This is a genomic window from Emticicia oligotrophica DSM 17448 (assembly GCF_000263195.1).
In the GTDB taxonomy this organism is placed as follows: domain Bacteria; phylum Bacteroidota; class Bacteroidia; order Cytophagales; family Spirosomataceae; genus Emticicia; species Emticicia oligotrophica.
In genome coordinates, this window is record NC_018748.1 from 3224591 (window position 1) to 3250027 (window position 25437).

11 protein-coding genes are annotated in these 25437 nt (G+C 37.5%); all 11 read left to right on the top strand.

From position 1 onward, the window contains the following. Window positions 1–17: 17 nt before the first annotated feature. The 11 genes from EMTOL_RS13415 to EMTOL_RS22455 all read left to right on the top strand — a co-directional run bounded on the left by EMTOL_RS13415 (window position 18) and on the right by EMTOL_RS22455 (window position 25332). Complete coding sequence (locus EMTOL_RS13415; protein WP_015029840.1) at window positions 18–1280, top strand: hypothetical protein; 1263 nt, start codon at window positions 18–20, stop codon at window positions 1278–1280. 118 nt (window positions 1281–1398) lie between these two features. After that, window positions 1399–7518 carry an Ig-like domain-containing protein gene (locus EMTOL_RS13420; RefSeq protein WP_015029841.1) on the top strand — a complete coding sequence of 2040 codons (6120 nt, stop codon included), beginning with the start codon at window positions 1399–1401 and terminating at the stop codon, window positions 7516–7518. An 81-nt stretch (window positions 7519–7599) separates the two neighbouring features. After that, window positions 7600–8163, top strand: a complete 564-nt coding sequence (locus tag EMTOL_RS13425) for a hypothetical protein (protein ID WP_015029842.1) — start codon at window positions 7600–7602, stop codon at window positions 8161–8163. Window positions 8164–8206: 43 nt separating this feature from the next. After that, window positions 8207–8917, top strand: coding sequence for a hypothetical protein (locus EMTOL_RS13430; RefSeq protein ID WP_305953241.1), 711 nt, complete (start codon window positions 8207–8209; stop codon window positions 8915–8917). Window positions 8918–8944: 27 nt separating this feature from the next. Further along, entirely contained in the window at window positions 8945–9772 is an 828-nt protein-coding gene (locus EMTOL_RS21830) for a hypothetical protein (protein WP_015029844.1), read from the top strand. Window positions 9773–10032: 260 nt separating this feature from the next. Continuing rightward, window positions 10033–11388 (top strand): DUF11 domain-containing protein, encoded by a 1356-nt coding sequence (locus EMTOL_RS13440; RefSeq protein ID WP_015029845.1) that lies wholly within the window; start codon window positions 10033–10035, stop codon window positions 11386–11388. Window positions 11389–11443: 55 nt separating this feature from the next. Beyond that, the gene (locus EMTOL_RS22450) at window positions 11444–12190 is read left to right on the top strand and encodes a SprB repeat-containing protein (RefSeq protein ID WP_015029846.1); all 747 of its coding nucleotides are present in this window, start codon (window positions 11444–11446) and stop codon (window positions 12188–12190) included. After that, window positions 12138–12422 carry a SprB repeat-containing protein gene (locus tag EMTOL_RS22125; protein WP_015029847.1) on the top strand — a complete coding sequence of 95 codons (285 nt, stop codon included), beginning with the start codon at window positions 12138–12140 and terminating at the stop codon, window positions 12420–12422. The genes EMTOL_RS22450 and EMTOL_RS22125 overlap by 53 nt, the downstream gene beginning before the upstream one ends. Further along, window positions 12370–12657, top strand: coding sequence for a SprB repeat-containing protein (locus EMTOL_RS13450; protein ID WP_015029848.1), 288 nt, complete (start codon window positions 12370–12372; stop codon window positions 12655–12657). Before EMTOL_RS22125 ends, EMTOL_RS13450 begins: the two co-directional genes overlap by 53 nt. 13 nt (window positions 12658–12670) lie before the next feature. Beyond that, window positions 12671–14221: a hyalin domain-containing protein gene (locus EMTOL_RS13455; RefSeq protein WP_015029849.1), complete on the top strand. Its 1551-nt coding sequence runs from the start codon at window positions 12671–12673 to the stop codon at window positions 14219–14221. Continuing rightward, window positions 14218–25332: a T9SS type B sorting domain-containing protein gene (locus EMTOL_RS22455; RefSeq protein WP_015029850.1), complete on the top strand. Its 11115-nt coding sequence runs from the start codon at window positions 14218–14220 to the stop codon at window positions 25330–25332. Before EMTOL_RS13455 ends, EMTOL_RS22455 begins: the two co-directional genes overlap by 4 nt. Window positions 25333–25437: the final 105 nt, after the last annotated feature.

The window sequence follows — 25437 nt, forward strand, 5'->3', positions numbered from 1 at the left end:
ATTTAAACAAAATAACAATGAAATCAATCAATTTTACATTGAAAGAAGTAATGTTATTTCTATTATTTATAGGAATAACAGTAATTGCTAAAGCACAATCAACTGTAGTGGCTGGAACTATGTCGGTAAAATATTCGGTTACTGATTTAAAGTATCATGTATATTTTACACCAACATCCAGTGGTTCAGGGTCAATCGGAAATGGCTCCTCAATCAGTATTACAGCACCAGCTGGCAATACATTAACTTTTACCAATTTCACTTCTGTAACGAGTAATTGGGTTCAAGGTGGTATTAATAAAGTAGGTGGTGGTACACCAGGAACAGGTTCTTCAAGTCTTAGCTATTGGAATTTTTATACTAATACTGATTATGGCGTTAATTTTGTAGCAGGTACTCCAGTAGAGTTATTTAATTTTAGCTCAGCTGGTTCATGTAATGGAAGTTCTCTCAATATAAACACCTCTACAGATACTCAAATTGAATCGGCACAGTATGGCAGTGTGATTTTAGACCTTTCTGGTTCTGTAAATCAAGCAGGTGACTTAACCCTTACAAATGTTGATAGTCCGAATAGTGCTTTTTGCGTTCCTCCAAGTCCTTCGATGTCTTGTACGACAAATACATTAAGTCCAAATGTCTTCACTTTAGGTACGCCAAGTACGTCAACTTACACTATTGCTTTAAGTAATATTACTCCAGGAGTATATCGTTTTGCTCAAACTTCAGCAGGTAATTTTACTACCGTACCTGAATTATATAACATTACTTTAGTAGCTAATCAAACAAGTGTTCAAATTCCAATTAAATATGATGGAGGTGGGGCAGTTGGTTCTCAAAACCTAACATTGATAATGATTGACCCTAATGTAAATGAAACAACAGCTTCTTGTACTCAAACCGCAACTATCAATGCTGCGGCGGTAGTTTCAGTTTCAAATCCAACTATTCCTAAAACAGTTAGTACAAATAGTGGTCAACAAACAGGAACGGCATCAACAGAAATGAATCCTTCAGGAGCAACTTCTTATATCTATAGTATAATTGCTTGTTCACCGACTCCAGCAGGCACAACTGCTTTGCCAGCAAGTAGTAATCTAATAATGACAAATCCAAATAATGGAGTGTATTCATATACAACTCCTACAACTGCAGGAACCTATTCTTATTGTATTAAAGTATGTGATGCTAATAATTCAAATAATTGTGCTACTACTACTTATACGCTCAATGTATCTGCAGTATGTAATGCAGGAAGTGTTGCTCCATCGGTTCGTTAATGAATTGATTATCATGCAAAATGATTTTGGAAAATGAAATCATCGGCAAATATGATTTGGTAGAACAATTCATAATATATTGATTATTAGTTCATTAAATTTTTATTATGGAAAGAATATGAATACTTTGACAACAAATATCAAAATAGCTCGCCTATTGAAAAGTGCTTTGGTGCTGTTTCTGATTTTTGTGAGGATATACTCTTACGGACAGATAGTTGTAAATAATGATTGTAGTAATATTTCAAGTCCTACAACTATTGACCTAACTAAGCACGTAATAGATAATCATCCCACAGGAACAACATTGACATGGCATACAGGCACTCCTGCTACGTCGAGTAATAAGTACCTCGGTGATCCTACAAAGGCACCCGCTTCTTCAGCAGGAATAGACTACTATGCGGCCTATGAAGATGTATCTACAGGTACACCTTGTTACAGTCCCACTAGTAGTGTTATTAGAGGAGTATTAGTGAATTGCACTGGTATCCCGCTTACTAATACATGTCCAACAACATTTGTTGATTTGACAAACCATGTTACGGGAACTCCACCCGCTGGTTCAACTTTAGTTTGGATAAAAGGATTACCACTTAATATCTCAAATCAAGTAAGTAACCCTTCACAGGTTGCAGAAAATGGTGATTATTACGCAGCATTTTACGATGCTGTAAATAATTGTTTTAGTCCAGTAGGTGCACCCATTACAGTCACAATTAATACTTGTGCAAATGTTACGTTAGCAAATGTATGTCCATCGACTTCTGTTGATTTGACATCTCATGCAAGCCCATTAACAAGTACAGGAGGTGCTCCGTTGAAATGGTTTACTTCAAGTACACCATCTACTTCAACAATGGTTGTTGATCCATCAAATGTAAGTACTTCAGGAACATATTATCCAGCATATTATGATGCTGTGAATAACTGTTTTAGTCCATCAGGTAGTGGAGTGGTTGTAACAATTAGTTCGTGTCAAACTTTAAATCCTGATTTAAGTGTAGGACAACCTGGAATTCCAATAAATGGGAATGTTAGCACTAATGATAGTAATGTTCCTTCTGGTACTACCTATGGGACACCAATACCAGCATCAAATAATCCGAGTAGTTGTGTACCAGTAATGGCAAGCAATGGAAGTTATACATTTACATGTACTACTCCTGGCGATTATAATTTTGAAGTTCCAGTATGTCCAGCCGGAGTAAGTGTAGATTGTCCTACTGTGCCTTTAAAAGTAACGGTTAGTGATCCAAAAACACCTAATGCAAATGGTCCAATTGTTAATCCAGATATTGCAAGTACTTTGGCTGATAATCCTGTAATTGTAAAGACATTAGCTAACGATGTAGGTGGAAATCCATCCGAACCTTTGAGCCCATCGAGTGTAAGTGTAGTAGAACAACCTAAACATGGAACAGCAAGTGTTGATCCGTTAACAGGAAATATTACTTATATTCCTACACCAGGTTTTGTTGGAAGCGATACTTTGACTTACAAGGTTTGTGATACAGGTGTACCAGCAAGCTGTGGTACAGCTCAGCAGATTTTCACTGTATTACCTACGAACTCTCCAAATACTACCGTGGCATCTGATGATTTCATCGTTGCTATTGTAAATACACCAGTCAATGGTAATGTAAGCATTAATGATGGAGATCCAGAGGGAAATACACAAACAGTGGTAGCAGGAACAATTCCAACCGCAGGGGGTAATTTAGCGTTAAGTTCAAATGGAACTTATACATTTACTCCTGCAAATGGTTTTACAGGTTCAGTAGATATTCCATATACAACATGTGATAATGGAACACCACAAGCATGTGCAAAAGCAACTTTACACATAAATGTGGTACCAGCTTGTATTAAGCCATTATTAACTGTACAAAACATCACATGTACTGGTTCATCATATACTGTTACTTTCAGCAGTGAAGGCACAGTAACAACCAATAATGGTACGATTAGTGGTAACACTTTGACTGTGAGTTCGGGTAATTCGACGTTAACTGCAACTTCAAGTTGTGGCGAGGTAACATCAATGGTAGTTACGGCACCGAGTTGTCCTGTCCCAGCAACGTGTACACAAATTGCAAGCCTAAGTGTAGGCAATGCTTTATGTACAGGTACTGGTACTTATACAGTAAGTTTTTCTGCATTAAATGGTACTGTAACAAGTAGTGTAGGAACGATATCAGGAAATTCAGTGTCTGGGATACCTGTTGGCACTAATGTTGTATTGACTTTAACACCAACTGAAGCAACGTGTAGTGGACAAAGTGTAACAGTAACATCACCAGCATCATGCGTAACACCGAGTTGTACAGATGGTAGTGTAGGAATCAGTTACAGTACAGTATGTAACAATGATGGTACATATAATATTAATTTTACAACATCAATTTCAAATACAATCGTAACATCAAGTACTAATAGTTTTGTAAATTTAACTGGTACCGTAACCCTTACGGTAACGAAGCCAGGTTGTAGCCCAAATTATGTTGATGTAACACCTCCAACATGTAGTATTTGTCAGCCACCTACTTCTGTAGTTGCTAATCCGAATACAATTTGCTCTGGAGCAAGTAGTAATCTATCTGCTAATTGTTCTACAGGTACATTGGTATGGTTCTCAGATGCTAATTTATCTACCATTGTGAGTAGCCAAGTAAATCCAACAACAACAACAACTTATTATGGAATATGTATAAATGGGGCTTGTAAAAGTTCGCCAACTTCAGTTGTAGTAAATGTAAATCCATCTGTTGTAGTAAATAGTAATAACTTTACAAAAACAGATCCTACTGCTTGTGATGGAAATACGGGAACGATAAAAGTTTGTAATTTAGTTGCGGGAAGAAGTTATTCTATTGCTTTTAATAAGAACAATAATGCTCAAAATCCATTAACTTATACAGCTGATGCTAATGGGTGTGTGACTTTAAGTGGTTTATCTGCAGGAGTTTATAATAACTTTAATATTACGGATGTTCTAAGTACTTGTACTTCAGGAGTAATCTCAGGAGTATCCATTGAATTAGTAGAACCGACTAAAGCAACTATCCATTTGGGAGTAAAGTCAGACCCGACAGCATGTTCGGCTTATGACGGAACATTTACTGTTAGTGGATTAGCACCGAATACTACTTATGTGTTGAATTATTTGAAGGATGGTTTCATTCAGACTCCAATTACCTTTACATCAGTAAATACTTCTTATACAGTTGGTGGTTTAACTGCTGGAAATTACAGCGATATTAAAGTTAGTAATGCTGGTTGTTTTTCTAATTCTATTTCTGCTGTATTGAGCGATCCAGCTGCTGTTGCTTTAGCTTTAGGAGTATCTACTAATCCAAGTTCTTGTGGTGCTAATGATGGTTCAATTATTTTAACAGGTTTGGTTTCAGGAACAACATACACAATAAAATATAAGAAAAATGGAGTTTTGCAAGCACCTATTAGTTATACCGCAACAACCAGTTCTTATACGATTACTGGTCTAACTGCAGGATTGTATAGCAATATTACAGTTTCGAATGGTAATTGCGTTTCAAATAGTTTAATGGAAAACTTAACAGATCCAGGTGCTAATATTATAGCCTTAGGAACAGTTACAAATCCAACACTATGTGGTAAGAATGATGGTTCTTTCATTATTAGTGGGCTAACTAATGGATTAAACTATACTTTAAATTACCTGAAAGATGGAGTGCAACAAACACCAATTTCATTTACTGCAACAGGATCGACATTTACATTATCTGGTTTATTAGCGGGTAATTATACTGGTATTAACTTGACGCATGGAGGTTGTATTTCTAATACCTTAAGTGCTCAGTTAATGAATCCTGGAGGTGCAATAATTGATGTTATAGCATTTGATGCTCAAACATGTATGCCAGGGAATGATGGTACTCTATTGATTACTGGCTTATCTCAGGGTTTGAATTACACTTTAAATTATATGAAGAATGGTGTTGCACAAAGCTCAATCAATTTTAATGCAACAACGACTTCATATTTAATCTTAGGTCTTACTCAAGGTGTATATTCAAACATTAATGTTTCACAAGGAGGTTGTATTTCTAATAGTGTAAGTGGCACAGTATTGCCAGCTTCGCAAAGTGTCGCTCCAATATTTAGTGAATCTATTGTTTATACTGATTGTGCAATTTGTAGTGCAGATTTAACCCAAATTAAGTCAAGAAATTTACCAGCAGGAACCACTCTTGAATGGCATTCTTCGTTGCCTGTATCGCCAAGTAATCTTGTTTCCTCTTCTGCAGTATCAGAAGGAACTTATTATGCAACATTTTACAATGCAGCTTCGAAATGCTATAGTGCAACAACCTCTATCACAGTGATACAAAAACCATGTGCTAATTCAGATGTTGTAACAATAATTGATGGCTCTACAAAAATTATTAATGTATTAGCTAATGATAAAAATCCAGACTGTACACAAGCTGATTTAGCGAGGATAAGTACTCCTTCAATTATTTCGTATCCTACAAAAGGTAGTTTTGTAATAAATCTTGACGGAACAATTTCTTATACTCCAAATGCAAATACAACGGGGACAGATTCGTTTATTTATCAGATTTGTGATAAAGCGAACCCAATGGTATGCGACACTGCAATGGTAACTATCAATATTGGGTGTAGTAAACCATTATTGACAATCGAGTCAATATCGTGTAATGTGAATGGCACATATAATGTGACTTTTAGTAGCGATGGAGTAGTATCTAGTAATGCAGGTAGTATCACAGGTACAAGTGTACTGAATGTTCCAAGTGGTACAAATGTGCGTTTGACTTCAACAAATGGTTGTGGCACAACAAGTATGGTTGATGTGAATTCACCGAATTGTCCAACATCAAATTGTGCAAGTCCAATGAGTTTAAGTGTTGGTCAGGCGGTTTGTACTGGAACAGGTAGTTATATCGTATCATATACGATAGTAAATGGCACACTAAACGTAAGTAGTGGAGCAAGTGTCCAACAAACATTTGTTAATGGAAGTGTTATTAGTGGAACGGTGACTGTCTCATCACTGACAAACGTAACTTTGACAGCTACATCGACAAGTAGTTCATGCGGTAGTCAAGTGATTACTGTTGTAGCACCTACTAATTGTGGTACTCCAAGTTGTAATGACGGCGATGTTGGAATCTCATACAGTACAAGCTGTAATGGCAATGGTTCATATAATATCAATTATTCAGTAGTTTCGGGTACAAGTGTGACATCGAGTACAGGAAGTTTTGTAAACTTAACTGGTAGTGTAACCTTAACTGTTACTGAGAATGGTTGTAGTCCAAAGACTATAATAGTCACGCCTCCTTCATGTATTGTAAATAATGATGTTAAATTACAGTTAAAAGTATTCTTACAAGGGGCATTTTTTAATCCGAGTGGTGCAACTGATAATTTGATGCGAGATGATTTACGAACATTGGGCGTTTTACCAACGATTGAACCTTACTCAGGAATGGCTAATAGTAGATTCACTAAAGTTGCAGATGCAGGTGGGCAATCTATTGGTGCAGGAGTCTTGACAAATTCAGGTTCAGACGCCATTGTAGACTGGGTATTTGTTGAACTTCGCGATGCCTCAAATCCAACTACTATCCTAAAAACGAGAGCTGCGTTGGTTCAAAGAGATGGTGATGTTGTTGAGGCAACTGATGGGCTTACACCAGTTACATTCTCAGGTGCAGTTGGTACCAGTTACTATGTTTCGATTAAACACAGAAACCATTTAGGGGCAATGACTGCCAGTCCAATTTTAATGACCGCTACTGGAACGGTTGTTGATTTTACAACCATGACAGCTTCTCAATTATGGGATAGTGGCCTAGTGCTTACAGATGGAAGTCTTGGTTCTTATAATGGTTCGGAAGAAGTTATAGTTGGTAATGGAAAAATGGCTTTATGGGCGGGTAATACAAGAAATACTGATAATAAAGAGAAATACTCTGGTACTTCACCTGACCCAGCAACTGTTTTATCGCAAGTAATTACGTACCCTGCGAATACAGGTGGGCTTTATAATTATGATTATGTAACCCCTGTGTACATGATTGGTGATATAAACTTAGATGGAAAAGTGAAGTATGCCGGAACATTCTCTGATACTGCATTTACTTTGTTTAATATCATTAATAAATATCCAAATAACTTTACTAACAAGCTTTACAACTTTGATTTTATGGTAGAGCAAATCCCGTGATTAAGTAAATGATTTATATAAGTAAGTGGAGGGTTTTCTCCGCTTACTTATCACTCAAAACATTTTTAAACTAATAAATATATGAAAAAGATTTTTTTTATAGCCTTTTTAGGAGTTCTGTCACTCACTTCCTTTGCACAAGGAACAATTGATCTGACTGTTCGGTGGAATATTTCTCTTAATAGATATGAAGTATATGCAAAACCTACTTTTACAAGTAATTCTTTTACTTGGGGTAATTCACAAGTATCTATTGTAGTGCCAGCTTCTACACCTGATGCTTCTCTCAATGTAACTTCAGTTAATGCGGGTGGTTGGTCAACTTTTAACAAAATATATGCACCCGCTGCTGCATCAACGCTCGACTTTTACTCGGTGATTTCTTCAGGCCAGCCTGTTTCCTTAACTGCTGGTCAAGAGACACTTCTTTTTAGTTTTACCTTTCCTGATGGCGTTTGTAGAAATGGTGTTCGCCTTTTTGTAAATAATTCAGATCCATCGTCCTCTGCAAGTGGTATGCAAGGTGGAGATTTTAAGAATACTATAGATAATGGCTTAGTGACGGATGTATATAATGTAAACTATAATAATACTGGAACAACTTGTTCAAACTGTACAATTGTAGCACCCGAATTAATTAAGTAAGGTACTTAACTTAAGTATTTGTCACCTGAAAATTTTATATCTCATGAGAAATCGAAAAAATATATTTAAGAAGTTTTTATTAGGGTGTTTTATTATGTTTGGTACCTATGAGGTAAATGCTCAGATAGTGTGTGATTATAGTAGTTCAAGTGTAACTTTTAATATTGGAACAACTGCCTCATTGCCTCAAAATGCTCTAACGAAATATTTGTTAGTTGATCATACCACCAATGCAATTGTTCAGATTTCAACAAGCCCAAGTTTTTCAGGAATTGTACAAAGTAAGGTTTATGATGTCTATGCGTTTAGTTATGTAAATGATAATACAGTTACTGGATTAACGGTAGGTTCTCCATTAAGTGCTGTAACTGCTTCATGTAGTGATTTTTCAAATCCATTGACTGTAAGAATTTGTCCTCCTACAAATTCAGGACAGTGTGATTTTACTACTTCAAGCTTTACTGTGAAAACCCAAACAACTCCTCCAACAAATGGAACAACACAATACATACTCGCCGATTTAACAGGCACAATTCTACAAATTAATTCTGTACCCACTTTTTCAGGGCTTTCAGGTAGTAATACTTATAATGTTTTGGCTATTAGTTACACCGAAAGTGTATCAAATTTAATTATAGGGGGTAACTACAATAATATTACTGGAAACTGTTTTGATTTATCAAATCCATTGCCTGTAAGTGTTTGTGTTTGTAAACCCATTTGTTTATCTGTTACGACGGTAAAAATTAAGTAGTATTAATTTATCTATAAATCAAAAGGAATGAAAGGAATTAGAAAAATAGCCATGCTACTATCTATTAGTAGTATAGCACATGCACAAAGAGGGATTGAACTTACTTTGAAACACAGTGCAAATTCCAATAGATATGAAGTTTATGCAAAACCAAATTTTTCAAAACGAAATTTTCTATTAGGACCCTCTCAAATAACTTTAGTGTTACCCTCAGAAGTAGCTGATGAAAAATTAAGAATTTCAAATGTAGATGGCGGGACTTGGGAAGATAATTCTGTGGTTTATAAGCCACTCGCGAATGAGCGAAATGATTATCATGGAGTAGCAACAATGGGTGCTAAAACTGATTTAGTAGAGGGAAATGAGACACTATTGTTTAGTTTTTCTTTGCCTAAAAATATTAAATCATCAGAAGTACGTTTATTTGATAACAATGAAGATCCTAATTCCTCTGCACCAGGGATGCAGGGTGGGGATTTTTCAAATACTTTAAATGATGCTATCGCTGGAGATTTTTATCTTGGAAATTATAAAGAAACTTCTAAGAAAACAGTAAACCCTAAGGATAAAAAGAAAGAACTCTTAGATTTTGAGGATACAGGTTTAGTGTTGTTTCCAAATACAACTAAAGATGATTTTAAAGTTTCGTTGAGTGAAGTAAGTGAAGAAGAACTCGTGACATTAATTCTTAGTACAGAAACTGGAAGGATTATTATGGAAGTAAAGACTAACAAAAAGGATTTAGAAGAGAAAATATTACATGTGCCTTCCGAATTACCAAGCCAGAATTTAGTAGTGAGGGTAAAAACTGAAAAAAAACTCTTTGGTCGAAAGTTAATTCTCGATAGAGAATAAAATAAAATTAAATTTTTAATAAGATAGGTGGTATCCATATAAAATGGATACAAGGCTGTGCTTTAACTATGAGTTTTAGAAAACGACAAAAAATGCCAGAAAACCTAACTAAAAGGTTGCTTATTTCAAAATAAGCACAACTATCAATCATCACATAAAAGACTCGTTTAGGCTTTTTATGTAAAAAAGTAAACTAACTGTTAATATCCTTCATCAAATCAGAGAAATCTGATTTTGATAAGCATAAATATAATATTGGGATGAAGAATCTTTATATACATCATTTACTGTTTGTTTTTTTATCAGTACAACTAATTTTTGGAGGTATTAATGCCGAGGCTAAGAGCGAAGCTATTGGATTGGCAGTAAAGAAAAACAAAAGGAATAATATTCTAAGACTTCTATCTAAACTTGAGACAGATTTAACAGATGTTTCTCTCTCTCAAACCACTAGTGGTTCTTATGTAACCACTGGTAGTAATGTTACATTTACGCTTACTCTTAATAATGAAGGACAAACAAATATTTCTGGTCTTGAAATAACTGATATACTACCTTCTGAGTTATCCCTATTAAATGTATCTCCAAGTATAGGAACTACTAGTATCTTGAATAATATTATAACTTGGAGGATAGATAACTTTCCCGCCTTTTCGACGCCGATTACCTTAAATATCACTGCAAAAGTCAATAGTTCTGGAGTGTTCAATAATTTCGCGGAAGTAACGGCGATGAATGAAACAGATATTGATAGTAAACCTAAAAACAATGTGTTGGTAGAAGATGATATCGCAATTGCTTGTACAAGTGTACCATATAGATATTGTTCGGGAGCTCAGATAGAGATAAGTGCATCAGCAACGTCAGGGTACAACAATTATCAATGGTATAGAAATGGTGAAATAATAGTAGGGGCTACAAGTCAGAGCTACACGATCACAAGCGAAGGGAGTTACACATACACAGCAGACGTAAGTGTGGGTACTTCGAGTTGTACTGGGACTTTATGTTGTCCAATTGTTGTAGAGCGTTACCCTGAAATTGTTTTGACAGGAATTCAGACCTCACCAAGCTGTGGTAACAGCAATGGAAGTGTAAGTTTAACGGCAACTGGCGGAACGGGTAGTTACAGTTATAGTCGAGATGGTGTTAACTATTTCAGTACGAATATATTTAGTGGTTTAGTGGCGGGTACCTACAATTTTTATGTAAGAGACGGCATCGGATGTGTGGGAAATACAACAGTTACGTTAGTGAGCAATGATAGTAATATTAGCTTGGTAGCGACTCAGACGTCACCAAGTTGTGGTAACAGCAATGGAAGTGTGAGTTTAACGGCAACTGGCGGAACGGGTAGTTACAGTTATAGTAGAGATGGGATTAACTATTTCAGTACGAATATATTCAGTGGTTTAGTAGCGGGTACCTACAATTTTTATGTGAAAGATGGCAGTGGATGTGTGGGAAGTATGACGTTGACATTAGTAAGTAATAACAGTAGTCTTAGTTTGACAGGAATTCAGACCTCACCAAGTTGTGGCAACAGCAATGGAAGTGTGAGTTTAACGGCAACTGGCGGAACGGGCAGTTACAGTTATAAGTCGAGATGGTGTTAACTATTTCAGTACGAATGTATTCAGTGGTTTAGTAGCGGGTACCTACAATTTTTATGTGAAAGATGGCAGCGGATGTGTGGGAAGTACAACAGTTACGTTAGTGAGCAATGATAGTAATATTAGCTTGGTAGCGACTCAGACCTCACCAAGTTGTGGCAACGGCAATGGAAGTGTGAGTTTAACGGCAACTGGCGGAACGGGTAGTTATAGTTACAGCCGCGATGGGATTAACTATTTCAGTACAAATGTATTCAGTGGTTTAGTAGCAGGAACCTACAATTTTTATGTGAAAGACGGCAGTGGATGTGTAGGAAGTATGACCTTGACATTAGTAAGTAATAACAGTAGTCTTAGCTTGACAGGAATTCAGACCTCACCAAGTTGTGGCAACAGCAATGGAAGTGTGAGTTTAACGGCAACTGGAGGAACGGGCAGTTACAGTTATAGTAGAGATGGGATTAACTATTTCAGTACGAATGTATTCAGTGGTTTAGTAGCAGGTACCTACAATTTTTATGTGAAAGATGGCAGTGGATGTGTGGGAAATACAACAGTTACGTTAGTGAGCAATAACAGTAGTCTTAGTTTGACAGGAATTCAGACCTCACCAAGTTGTGGTAACAGCAATGGAAGTGTGAGTTTAACGGCAACTGGAGGAACGGGTAGTTACAGTTACAGCCGCGATGGGATTAACTATTTCAGTACGAATGTATTCAGTGGTTTAGTAGCGGGTACCTACAATTTTTTATGTGAAAGACGGCAGTGGATGTGTAGGAAGTATGACCTTGACATTAGTAAGTAATAACAGTAGTCTTAGTTTGACAGGAATTCAGACCTCACCAAGCTGTGGTAACAGCAATGGAAGTGTGAGTTTAACGGCAACTGGCGGAACGGGCAGTTACAGTTATAGTAGAGATGGAATTAACTATTTCAGTACGAATGTATTCAGTGGTTTAGTAGCGGGTACCTACAATTTTTTATGTGAAAGACGGCAGTGGATGTGTAGGAAGTATGACCTTGACATTAGTAAGTAATAACAGTAGTCTTAGTTTGACAGGAATTCAGACCTCACCAAGTTGTGGCAACAGCAATGGAAGTGTGAGTTTAACGGCAACTGGAGGAACGGGCAGTTACAGTTATAGTAGAGATGGGATTAACTATTTCAGTACGAATGTATTCAGTGGTTTAGTAGCAGGTACCTACAATTTTTATGTGAAAGATGGCAGTGGATGTGTGGGAAATACAACAGTTACGTTAGTGAGACAATAACAGTAGTCTTAGTTTGACAGGAATTCAGACCTCACCAAGTTGTGGCAACAGCAATGGAAGTGTGAGTTTAATGGCAACTGGAGGAACGGGTAGTTACAGTTATAGTAGAGATGGGATTAACTATTTCAGTACGAATGTATTCAGTGGTTTAGTAGCGGGTACCTACAATTTTTATGTGAAAGATGGCAGCGGATGTGTGGGAAGTACAACAGTTACGTTAGTGAGCAATGATAGTAATATTAGCTTGGTAGCGACTCAGACCTCACCAAGTTGTGGCAACGGCAATGGAAGTGTGAGTTTAACGGCAACTGGCGGAACGGGTAGTTATAGTTACAGCCGCGATGGGATTAACTATTTCAGTACAAATGTATTCAGTGGTTTAGTAGCAGGAACCTACAATTTTTATGTGAAAGACGGCAGTGGATGTGTGGGAAGTACAACAGTTACGTTAGTAAGTAATAACAGTAGTCTTAGTTTGACAGGAATTCAGACCTCACCAAGTTGTGGTAACAGCAATGGAAGTGTGAGTTTAACGGCAACTGGCGGAACGGGCAGTTACAGTTATAGTAGAGATGGAATTAACTATTTCAGTACAAATGTATTCAGTGGTTTAGTAGCAGGAACCTACAATTTTTATGTGAAAGATGGCAGCGGATGTGTGGGAAGTATGACGTTGACATTAGTAAGTAATAACAGTAGTCTTAGTTTGACAGGAATTCAGACCTCACCAAGTTGTGGCAACAGCAATGGAAGTGTGAGTTTAACGGCAACTGGCGGAACGGGCAGTTATAGTTACAGCCGAGATGGTGTTAACTATTTCAGTACGAATGTATTCAGTGGTTTAGTAGCGGGTACCTACAATTTTTATGTGAAAGATGGCAGCGGATGTGTGGGAAGTACAACAGTTACGTTAGTAAGTAATAACAGTAGTCTTAGTTTGACAGGAATTCAGACCTCACCAAGTTGTGGCAACGGCAATGGAAGTGTGAGTTTAACGGCAACTGGCGGAACGGGCAGTTATAGTTACAGCCGAGATGGGATTAACTATTTCAGTACGAATGTATTCAGTGGTTTAGTAGCAGGTACCTACAATTTTTATGTGAAAGACGGCAGTGGATGTGTAGGAAGTATGACCTTGACATTAGTAAGTAATAACAGTAGTCTTAGTTTGACAGGAATTCAGACCTCACCAAGTTGTGGTAACAGCAATGGAAGTGTGAGTTTAACGGCAACTGGAGGAACGGGCAGTTACAGTTACAGTAGAGATGGGATTAACTATTTCAGTACGAATGTATTCAGTGGTTTAGTAGCAGGTACCTACAATTTTTATGTGAAAGACGGCAGTGGATGTGTGGGAAATACAACAGTTACGTTAGTGAGCAATAATAGTAGTCTTAGTTTGACAGGAATTCAGACGTCACCAAGTTGTGGTAACAGCAATGGAAGTGTGAGTTTAATGGCAACTGGCGGAACGGGCAGTTACAGTTATAGTAGAGATGGGATTAACTATTTCAGTACGAATGTATTCAGTGGTTTAGTAGCGGGTACCTACAATTTTATGTGAAAGACGGCAGCGGATGTGTGGGAAGTATGACCTTGACATTAGTAAGTAATAACAGTAGTCTTAGTTTGACAGGAATTCAGACCTCACCAAGTTGTGGTAACAGCAATGGAAGTGTGAGTTTAACGGCAACTGGCGGAACGGGTAGTTACAGTTATAGTAGAGATGGTGTTAACTATTTCAGTACGAATCGTATTCAGTGGTTTAGTAGCAGGTACCTACAATTTTATGTAAGAGACGGCATCGGATGTGTGGGAAATACAACAGTTACGTTAGTGAGCAATGATAGTAATATTAGCTTGGTAGCGACTCAGACGTCACCAAGTTGTGGTAACAGCAATGGAAGTGTGAGTTTAACGGCAACTGGCGGAACGGGTAGTTACAGTTATAGTAGAGATGGGATTAACTATTTCAGTACAAATGTATTCAGTGGTTTAGTAGCGGGTACATATAATTTTTACGTAAGAGATGGGAGTGGGTGTTTAGGAAGTACATCGATTACGCTTGTAAATAGCAGTAGTAATCTTATTTTATCGTCGGTAGCTACGTGTGCTAACGGTACAAGTAATGTGACTTTAACCGCTACTGGAGGTATTAATCCATACCAATTTAATGAAGGAGGGTCAGGATTTGTAAGTAGTAATGTATTTACTAATGTATCAAATGGAAGTCATACATATACAGTTAGAGATGGGCAGGGGTGTACTGCTACAACGAGTGTAGAGGTAAATTGTCCAACAGAATGTACAAGTGTACCATATAGATATTGTTCGGGAGCTCAAATAGAGATAAGTGCATCAGCAACGTCAGGGTACAACAATTATCAATGGTATAGAAATGGTGAAATAATAGTAGGGGCTACAAGTCAGAGCTACACGATCACAAGCGAAGGGAGTTACACATATACAGCAGACGTAAGTGTGGGTACTTCGAGTTGTACTGGGACTTTATGTTGTCCAATTGTTGTAGAGCGTTACCCTGAAATTGTTTTGACAGGAATTCAGACCTCACCAAGTTGTGGTAACAGTAATGGAAGTGTAAGTTTAACGGCAACTGGCGGAACGGGTAGTTACAGTTATAGTAGAGATGGTGTTAACTATTTCAGTACGAATATATTTAGTGGTTTAGTAGCAGGTACCTACAATTTTTATGTAAGAGACGGCATCGGATGTGTGGGAAATACAACAGTTACGTTAGTGAGCAATGATAGTAATATTAGCTTGGTAGCGACTCAGACCTCACCAAGTTGTGGCAACAGCAACGGAAGTGTGAGTTTAACGGCAACTGGCGGAACGGGTAGTTACAGTTATAGTAGAGATGGGATTAACTATTTCAGTACGAATGTATTCAGTGGTTTAGTAGCAGGTACCTACAATTTTTATGTGAAAGATGGCAGTGGATGTATGGGAAGTATGACCTTGACATTAGTAAGTAATAACAGTAGTCTTAGTTTGACAGGAATTCAGACCTCACCAAGTTGTGGTAACAGCAATGGAAGTGTGAGTTTAACGGCAACTGGCGGAACGGGTAGTTACAGTTATAGTAGAGATGGGATTAACTATTTCAGTACGAATGTATTCAGTGGTTTAGTAGCGGGTACCTACAATTTTTATGTGAAAGACGGCAGTGGATGTGTAGGAAGTATGACCTTGACATTAGTAAGTAATAACAGTAGTCTTAGTTTGACAGGAATTCAGACCTCACCAAGTTGTGGTAACAGCAATGGAAGTGTGAGTTTAATGGCAACTGGAGGAACGGGCAGTTACAGTTATAGTAGAGATGGGATTAACTATTTCAGTACGAATGTATTCAGTGGTTTAGTAGCAGGTACCTACAATTTTTATGTGAAAGACGGCAGTGGATGTGTAGGAAGTATGACCTTGACATTAGTAAGTAATAACAGTAGTCTTAGTTTGACAGGAATTCAGACCTCACCAAGTTGTGGTAACAGCAATGGAAGTGTGAGTTTAACGGCAACTGGCGGAACGGGCAGTTACAGTTATAGTAGAGATGGGATTAACTATTTCAGTACGAATATATTCAGTGGTTTAGTAGCAGGTACCTACAATTTTTATGTGAAAGACGGCAGCGGATGTGTGGGAAGTATGACCTTGACATTAGTAAGTAATAACAGTAGTCTTAGTTTGACAGGAATTCAGACCTCACCAAGCTGTGGTAACAGCAATGGAAGTGTGAGTTTAACGGCAACTGGCGGAACGGGTAGTTACAGTTATAGTAGAGATGGGATTAACTATTTCAGTACAAATGTATTCAGTGGTTTAGTAGCAGGTACCTACAATTTTTATGTGAAAGATGGCAGCGGATGTGTGGGAAGTACAACAGTTACGTTAGTGAGCAATGATAGTAATATTAGCTTGGTAGCGACTCAGACCTCACCAAGTTGTGGTAACAGTAATGGAAGTGTGGGTTTAACGGCAACTGGCGGAACGGGCAGTTACAGTTATAGTAGAGATGGGATTAACTATTTCAGTACGAATGTATTCAGTGGTTTAGTAGCAGGTACCTACAATTTTTATGTGAAAGATGGCAGTGGATGTGTGGGAAGTATGACGTTGACATTAGTAAGTAATAACAGTAGTCTTAGTTTGACAGGAATTCAGACCTCACCAAGTTGTGGTAACAGCAATGGAAGTGTGAGTTTAACGGCAACTGGCGGAACGGGTAGTTACAGTTATAGTAGAGATGGTGTTAACTATTTCAGTACGAATGTATTCAGTGGTTTAGTAGCAGGTACCTACAATTTTTATGTGAAAGACGGCAGCGGATGTGTGGGAAGTATGACCTTGACATTAGTAAGTAATAATAGTAGTCTTAGTTTGACAGGAATTCAGACCTCACCAAGTTGTGGTAACAGCAATGGAAGTGTGAGTTTAACGGCAACTGGAGGAACGGGTAGTTACAGTTATAGTAGAGATGGGATTAACTATTTCAGTACGAATGTATTCAGTGGTTTAGTAGCAGGTACCTACAATTTTTATGTGAAAGATGGCAGTGGATGTGTGGGAAGTACAACAGTTACGTTAGTAAGTAATAACAGTAGTCTTAGTTTGACAGGAATTCAGACCTCACCAAGTTGTGGTAACAGCAATGGAAGTGTGAGTTTAACGGCAACTGGCGGAACGGGTAGTTACAGTTACAGTAGAGATGGGATTAACTATTTCAGTACGAATGTATTCAGTGATTTAGTAGCAGGTACCTACAATTTTTATGTGAAAGACGGCAGCGGATGTGTGGGAAGTATGACCTTGACATTAGTAAGTAATAACAGTAGTTTTAATTTGACAGGAATTCAGACCTCACCAAGTTGTGGTAACAGCAATGGAAGTGTGAGTTTAACGGCAACTGGCGGAACGGGTAGTTACAGTTATAGTAGAGATGGTGTTAACTATTTCAGTACGAATGTATTCAGTGGTTTAGTAGCAGGTACCTACAATTTTTATGTGAAAGACGGCAGCGGATGTGTGGGAAGTATGACCTTGACATTAGTAAGTAATAACAGTAGTCTTAGTTTGACAGGAATTCAGACCTCGCCAAGTTGTGGTAACAGCAATGGAAGTGTGAGTTTAACGGCAACTGGCGGAACGGGTAGTTACAGTTATAGTAGAGATGGGATTAACTATTTCAGTACAAATGTATTCAGTGGTTTAGTAGCGGGTACCTACAATTTTTATGTGAAAGACGGCAGTGGATGTGTAGGAAGTATGACCTTGACATTAGTAAGTAATAACAGTAGTCTTAGCTTGACAGGAATTCAGACCTCACCAAGTTGTGGTAACAGCAATGGAAGTGTGAGTTTAACGGCAACTGGCGGAACGGGCAGTTACAGTTATAGTAGAGATGGGATTAACTATTTCAGTACAAATGTATTCAGTGGTTTAGTAGCAGGAACCTACAATTTTTATGTGAAAGATGGCAGCGGATGTGTGGGAAGTATGACGTTGACATTAGTAAGTAATAACAGTAGTCTTAGTTTGACAGGAATTCAGACCTCACCAAGTTGTGGCAACAGCAATGGAAGTGTGAGTTTAACGGCAACTGGCGGAACGGGCAGTTATAGTTACAGCCGAGATGGTGTTAACTATTTCAGTACAAATGTATTCAGTGGTTTAGTAGCGGGTACCTACAATTTTTATGTGAAAGACGGCAGTGGATGTGTGGGAAGTATGACCTTGACATTAGTAAGTAATAACAGTAGTCTTAGCTTGACAGGAATTCAGACCTCACCAAGTTGTGGTAACAGCAATGGAAGTGTGAGTTTAACGGCAACTGGCGGAACGGGCAGTTACAGTTACAGTAGAGATGGGATTAACTATTTCAGTACGAATGTATTCAGTGGTTTAGTAGCAGGTACCTACAATTTTTATGTGAAAGATGGCAGTGGATGTGTGGGAAGTATGACCTTGACATTAGTAAGTAATAACAGTAGTCTTAGTTTGACAGGAATTCAGACCTCACCAAGTTGTGGTAACAGCAATGGAAGTGTGAGTTTAATGGCAACTGGAGGAACGGGTAGTTACAGTTATAGTAGAGATGGGATTAACTATTTCAGTACGAATATATTTAGTGGTTTAGTAGCAGGAACCTACAATTTTTATGTAAGAGACGGCATCGGATGTGTGGGAAGTACAACAGTTACGTTAGTGAGCAATGATAGTAATATTAGCTTGGTAGCGACTCAGACCTCACCAAGCTGTGGCAACAGCAATGGAAGTGTGAGTTTAACGGCAACTGGAGGAACGGGCAGTTACAGTTATAGTAGAGATGGTGTTAACTATTTCAGTACGAATGTATTCAGTGGTTTAGTAGCAGGTACCTACAATTTTTATGTGAAAGATGGCAGCGGATGTGTGGGAAGTATGACGTTGACATTAGTAAGTAATAACAGTAGTCTTAGTTTGACAGGAATTCAGACCTCACCAAGTTGTGGTAACAGCAATGGAAGTGTGAGTTTAACGGCAACTGGCGGAACGGGCAGTTACAGTTATAGTAGAGATGGGATTAACTATTTCAGTACGAATGTATTCAGTGGTTTAGTAGCAGGTACCTACAATTTTTATGTGAAAGATGGCAGTGGATGTGTGGGAAGTATGACGTTGACATTAGTAAGTAATAACAGTAGTCTTAGTTTGACAGGAATTCAGACCTCACCAAGTTGTGGTAACAGCAATGGAAGTGTGAGTTTAACGGCAACTGGCGGAACGGGTAGTTATAGTTACAGCCGCGATGGGATTAACTATTTCAGTACAAATGTATTCAGTGGTTTAGTAGCAGGTACCTACAATTTTTATGTGAAAGATGGCAGTGGATGTGTGGGAAGTACAACAGTTACGTTAGTAAATGATAATATTAATCCTTCTACACCATTAGTTACTACAAACTTGACAAACTTATGTGTAAATGAGGTTGCAAATTTGACAGTTAGTAATTGTACGGGTACGGTTATTTGGAGTACAGGAAGTACTCAGAATTCTATTACAGTAAGCGAGAGTGGTAGTTACAGTGCAACTTGTACGAACGCATGTGGGGTGAGTACACGCTCAAATGTAGTACAAATAAGCAAGGGTACATCTCCAGTAGCACCTATCATTGTCAGTGATAAAACTGATATATGTGTAAATGAGGTTGCAAATCTGACAGTTAGTAATTGTACGGGTACGGTTATTTGGAGTACAGGAAGTACTCAGAGCTCGATTACAGTAGGCGAGAGTGGTAGTTACAGTGCAACATGTACGAATGCGTGTGGGGTGAGTGCACGCTCAAATGTAGTACAAATAAGCAAGGGTACATCTCCAGTAGCACCTATCATTGTCAGTGATAAAACTGATATATGTGTAAATGAGGTTGCAAATCTGACAGTTAGTAATTGTACGGGTACGGTTATTTGGAGTACAGGAAGTACTCAGAGCTCGGTTACAGTAGGCGAGAGTGGTAGTTACAGTGCAACATGTACGAATGCGTGTGGGGTGAGTGCACGCTCAAATGTAGTACAAATAAGTAAAGGTATAATTCCAAGTGCTCCTAATTTTGCAATGGAAAGTACAATTTGTTGTGAAGGCTCCCATGTAAAGTTAATAGCAACATGTAGTGTGGGTAGTATTGTTTGGAGCTCAGGTGAAACGGATGCTGAAATAAAAGTTTACAAGAGTGGTATTTATACAGCAACTTGTATAAATGCATGTGGAAGTGTCGAGGGACAAAAAAATGTCACAATCATAAATGTACCGCCACCAATGGTAGCTGTTATTACAAGTAGTAAACCGAGTATCTGTGAAGGTGAATTTACAACTTTGACCGCTATTGGATGTAATGGTTCTGTTGTTTGGAATACAGGGGTGTCTGGTAGTATCATAACTGTTAATAAAGTGGGAGTTTATACCGCAAAATGTATGAATATTTGCGGTGAAAGTCTAAATAGTAATGAGTTATTAATAAGCTCTAGCACTAGACCATCATCACCATTGATTAGTAGTGATAGAACAATTTTATGTACAGGAGAAACAGCAACATTAATTGCAACGGGCTGTAGTGGAAATGTGAAATGGAGTACAGGGGCAACAGGTAGTAGCTTAACAATAAGAACTTCAGGCAGTTACACAGCCACGTGTATGAATAATTGTGGAGAAAGTAGTGCAAGTAATGTGGTAGTAATCACGACGGGCAATGTACCATCATCACCATCGATTAGTAGTGATAGAGCAAGTTTATGTACAGGAGAAACAGCAACATTAATTGCAACGGGCTGTAGTGGAAATGTGAAATGGAGTACAGGGTCTACAGGTAGTAGCTTAACAATAAGTACTTTGGGCAGCTACACAGCCACGTGTATGAATAATTGTGGAGAAAGTAGTGCAAGTAATGTGGTAGTAATCACGACGGGCAATGTACCATCATCACCATCGATAAGTAGTGATAGAACAATTTTATGTACAGGAGAAACAACAACATTAATTGCAACGGGCTGTAGTGGAAATGTGAAATGGAGTACAGGGTCTACAGGTAGTAGCTTAACAATAAGTACTTCGGGCAGTTACACAGCCACGTGTATGAATAATTGTGGAGAAAGTAGTGCAAGTAATGTGGTAGTAATCACGACGGGCAATGTACCATCATCACCATCGATAAGTAGTGATAGAACAATTTTATGTACAGGAGAAACAGCGACATTAGTTTCAACGGGCTGTAGTGGAAATGTGAAATGGAGTACAGGGTCTACAGGTAGTAGCTTAACAATAAGTACTTTGGGCAGTTACACAGCCACGTGTATGAATAATTGTGGAGAAAGTAGTGCAAGTAATGTGGTAGTAATCACGACGGGCAATGTACCATCATCACCATCGATAAGTAGTGATAGAACAATTTTATGTACAGGAGAAACAGCGACATTAGTTTCAACGGGCTGTAGTGGAAATGTGAAATGGAGTACAGGGTCTACAGGTAGTAGCTTAACAATAAGAACTTCGGGCAGTTACACAGCCACGTGTATGAATAATTGTGGAGAAAGTAGTGCAAGTAATGTGGTAGTAATCACAACGGGCAATGTACCATCATCACCACTGATTAATGCGGATAAGGTTACTGTCTGTGGAAGTGAGGCAGTTACATTAACGGCTACTGGCTGTAATGGGCAAGTTGTATGGAATACTAATCAAACAGGAAGCATTGTCAAGGTTACTCCAATGAGTAATATGGTTTATTCTGCAAAATGTATAGAAGTAAGTGGTGGATGTGAAAGTTTAAGTAGTTCGATAGAAATAAAAGTTAATAACATAAGTGGAAATTTACTTGTAACTGGTCCTACAGATGTTTGTGAAGGAGAAGAAGTTACCTTAAAAGCAAGTGGATGTAATCAGTTAGTTATTTGGTCAAATGGTGCGACTGGAAGTTCAATTTCAGTTATAGCAAATGCTTCTCAAACATATACAGCAAAATGTGTAAGTGCAAATCAAACAATTTGCGATTTCCCAGAAGGAAATATCACGCTTAAAACTGTAGGAGGTTCATCAGAAGCAGGTATAACCACACGTTATTTATTATTAGATGAAAGTGGTAAAATTTTGAAAATAAATTCAATACCAACTTTTGCAGATGTATTAAAAGGTAATTATAGAGCTTCTGCAATTGCTTATTCTTCAAGTATCGAAGGTTTATCAATTGGAAATAATATTGAGAATGTTATTGCTATATGTTTGGGTAGAACGAATATCAATTTATCTGTTTGTAATACTCCAATTGAAGGATGTACTTCTACAGGACAAATCGCTATAAATGTAAAAACGAAGCCAACGGCACCAAACATTATTGTAGATAAAACTAATATTTGTAACAATGAACAAGCCCAACTTAATGCAACGGGTTGCAATGGTAATGTTTTGTGGAATAATGGAGCAACTGGAACTCAAATTCAAGTGTCTGCCATTGGTAGTTATTTTGCAAATTGTCAAAATGATTGTGGAATGAGTGCTAACTCAAATACAATACTAATTGGCTCTGATTGTGGTGTATGTAAGGTTACTACTCCAACAATTACAGCGTCAAAAACAAATATTTGTAAGTCAGAAACAATTACATTGACTTCAACAAATTGTGAGGGTACTATCATTTGGTCAAATGGCCAATCAGGTTCAAGTATAACGGTAAAACCAGTAACTACCTCTACCTATACGGCTGTTTGTAAGGTTTCCAATACTTGTATTAGTAAAGTATCAAATACAGTTCTAATCAAATTAGGGGTTGTTGATGTACCTACTTTAGCGTGTAGTACTACTTTAGTTTGTATTGGAGAAACTGCTACACTTAAAGCTTATGGCTGTGATGGTGAAGTAATTTGGTCAAATGGTAGTATAGGAACTACAATTTCTGTTAAGCCGGATGGATTTACAACTTATAGTGCCAAATGTAAAATTGGCGAATGTGTAAGTATAAGTTCAGAACATATTGCCATTCCAATTGGTCGTCCAAATCAACCATTTGTATCTTGCCAAAATAGCGTTTTATGTTCAGGAGGAGAAGCTACGTTAACTGCCTCAGGTTGTGTTGGTATAATTGAATGGTCTGATGGCCAAAGTGGTGCTGTTATCAAAGTATCTCCGAAAATAGAGAAGACTATATATTCAGCAATTTGTAAATCAATAAGCGGTTTATGTGAAAGTCAAAAATCAAATGAGGTAACTGTAACAGTGGCAAAAGGTGTGTCTTCACCTAAAGTAATTAGTGAAATAAACAATGTTTGTCCATATAATACGGCAGACCTCAATAGTGCTATTTTAAGTGAATCTACTTCAGAAGGAGGTCAAATGGAGTTTCATATAACAAGTTCTCCCAACTCTCCACTTGTGACAAATCCGAGTGTGGTTACAGCGGGTACATACTATGTTTTTGAGAGAAGTGGCCTCGGATGTTACAGTGACTTTACAAGTATTAAAGTGAATAATAAAAACTGTGAAGGGGAGGGTGTCGTTGTTGAACCTGGTCGAGATATAGTTGATATAGCTGTGAAGAAAATTGCTTCTTCGAAGGAGATACCTTTAAATGAACTTGTAACATATAAATTGGTAGTTAAGAATGTTGGTAATAATACGGCAACGGGCATAACTGTAAGAGATATTTTGCCAAATAGTTTAAAGTTTGAATTCGCTGGCTCGAATATTACCTATAAAAATGGAATTATCTTAGCTCCTATTGATACTTTGAAAGCAGGCGATAGCACTATATTTACCTATACTACAAGGGTTATGGTGGCAGGAAAAATTATTAATAAAGCTGAATTATATAAAATTAATGAAATAGATAATGTTTTATCAAACAATTCAAGTGAGTGTATTATTAATGACCCAATACAAAATCAAAAAATTGGCATTAGTAAAGTTTGTGAACCGGCTATTTTAGTGAAAGATAAAACTTACGATGTCCCATTTGTTATTTATGTTACAAATTTAGGCGGAGTTGATTTGAATAATGTACAGGTAAAGGATGATTTAGACCGTGCATTTGGTAATGGAGCTATAATCTTAAATGATACAATTAAAATAAATACAGATAAAGGTTTAGTAGCAAATCTAACATATACAGGTCGTGGGACAAATACTAACTTATTGATTGACTCCCTGAGTAGTATTAAAGTTGGTCAAAAATTAGCATTGAGATTTACAGTTAGGGTAGATTTAGCTAACGCAAATGTTTCAAATTTCTTTAATATAGCAGAAGCAAGTTCGGCAAATAATGTAGATACATCAACTAATGGTATAAATCCAGACCCAGATGGAGATGGAGACCCAAGCAATAATGATGAACCTACTCCGATTCAATTTAAAATTAATACTATTCCAGATCAGCCTGCACTTGGAATTGCATTATCGGTTTACGATACTATTAAAGTAAGCAACACTTGCTATAAGGTCACATACTTAGCTTTGGTTAAGAACATTGGCGATATTCAATTGAAAAATGTTCAAGTAATAGACAGTTTAGCTAAAACTTTTGAGAAAAGTGAATCATTCCAATTAATTGGAAATCCTCGTACTGGTTTAAATAGTACTCTGAAAGTGAATCCTTATTTTGATGGGAAAGAGAATGCTAACTTACTAATTGCAGATTCGACCAGTACATTGGAGGTAGGGCAAATAGATTCTGTATTTTACACAGTAAGTATTTGTAATGGAAATTACAAAGGTGAGTACGCTAGTAATGCTTTCGCGAAGGCAATTGGAAATGGTAAAATAGTATCCGATGTATCTAATGCAGGAGTAGAAATTAGAGTTGACGAAAATGATCCTACGGCAATAGAATTCCCAAGTAATATAGGCGAGCTGATTATACCTTCTGGTTTTTCTCCAAATGGGGATGGTAAAAATGATATATTCATCATTTCTACACCAGTAGGAACAAATATAGAATATTTGGAGGTATATAATCGTTGGGGACAATTGGTGTACAAAGATAAGGATGGTGAAGTAGCGAAAACAGGCTGGGATGGCAAAAGTAATCAAGGGTTAAGATTCGACAAAGAAGGTTTACCAGATGGTACTTACTATTATGCATTGAAGTTGAGTAATGAAAAAGAGCAAAGAGTTAATTTCTTTACTTTAGTAAGATAAATCTCAAAACTGAAGTTAGCTAACAAAACTATTTAATAATCCGAATTAGTAGGTGTATTTGTCTGAAATTATTGGTTAAAGGTTTGGTTTTCCACTCTTTAACCA

Coding starts and splice junctions, on each gene's coding strand:
- EMTOL_RS13425 (WP_015029842.1), top strand. CDS start 7,600: ATGAAAAAGATTTTTTTTATAGCCTTTTTAGGAGTTCTGTCACTCACT.
- EMTOL_RS13430 (WP_305953241.1), top strand. CDS start 8,207: ATGAGAAATCGAAAAAATATATTTAAGAAGTTTTTATTAGGGTGTTTT.
- EMTOL_RS13440 (WP_015029845.1), top strand. CDS start 10,033: ATGAAGAATCTTTATATACATCATTTACTGTTTGTTTTTTTATCAGTA.
- EMTOL_RS13420 (WP_015029841.1), top strand. CDS start 1,399: ATGAATACTTTGACAACAAATATCAAAATAGCTCGCCTATTGAAAAGT.
- EMTOL_RS21830 (WP_015029844.1), top strand. CDS start 8,945: ATGAAAGGAATTAGAAAAATAGCCATGCTACTATCTATTAGTAGTATA.
- EMTOL_RS13415 (WP_015029840.1), top strand. CDS start 18: ATGAAATCAATCAATTTTACATTGAAAGAAGTAATGTTATTTCTATTA.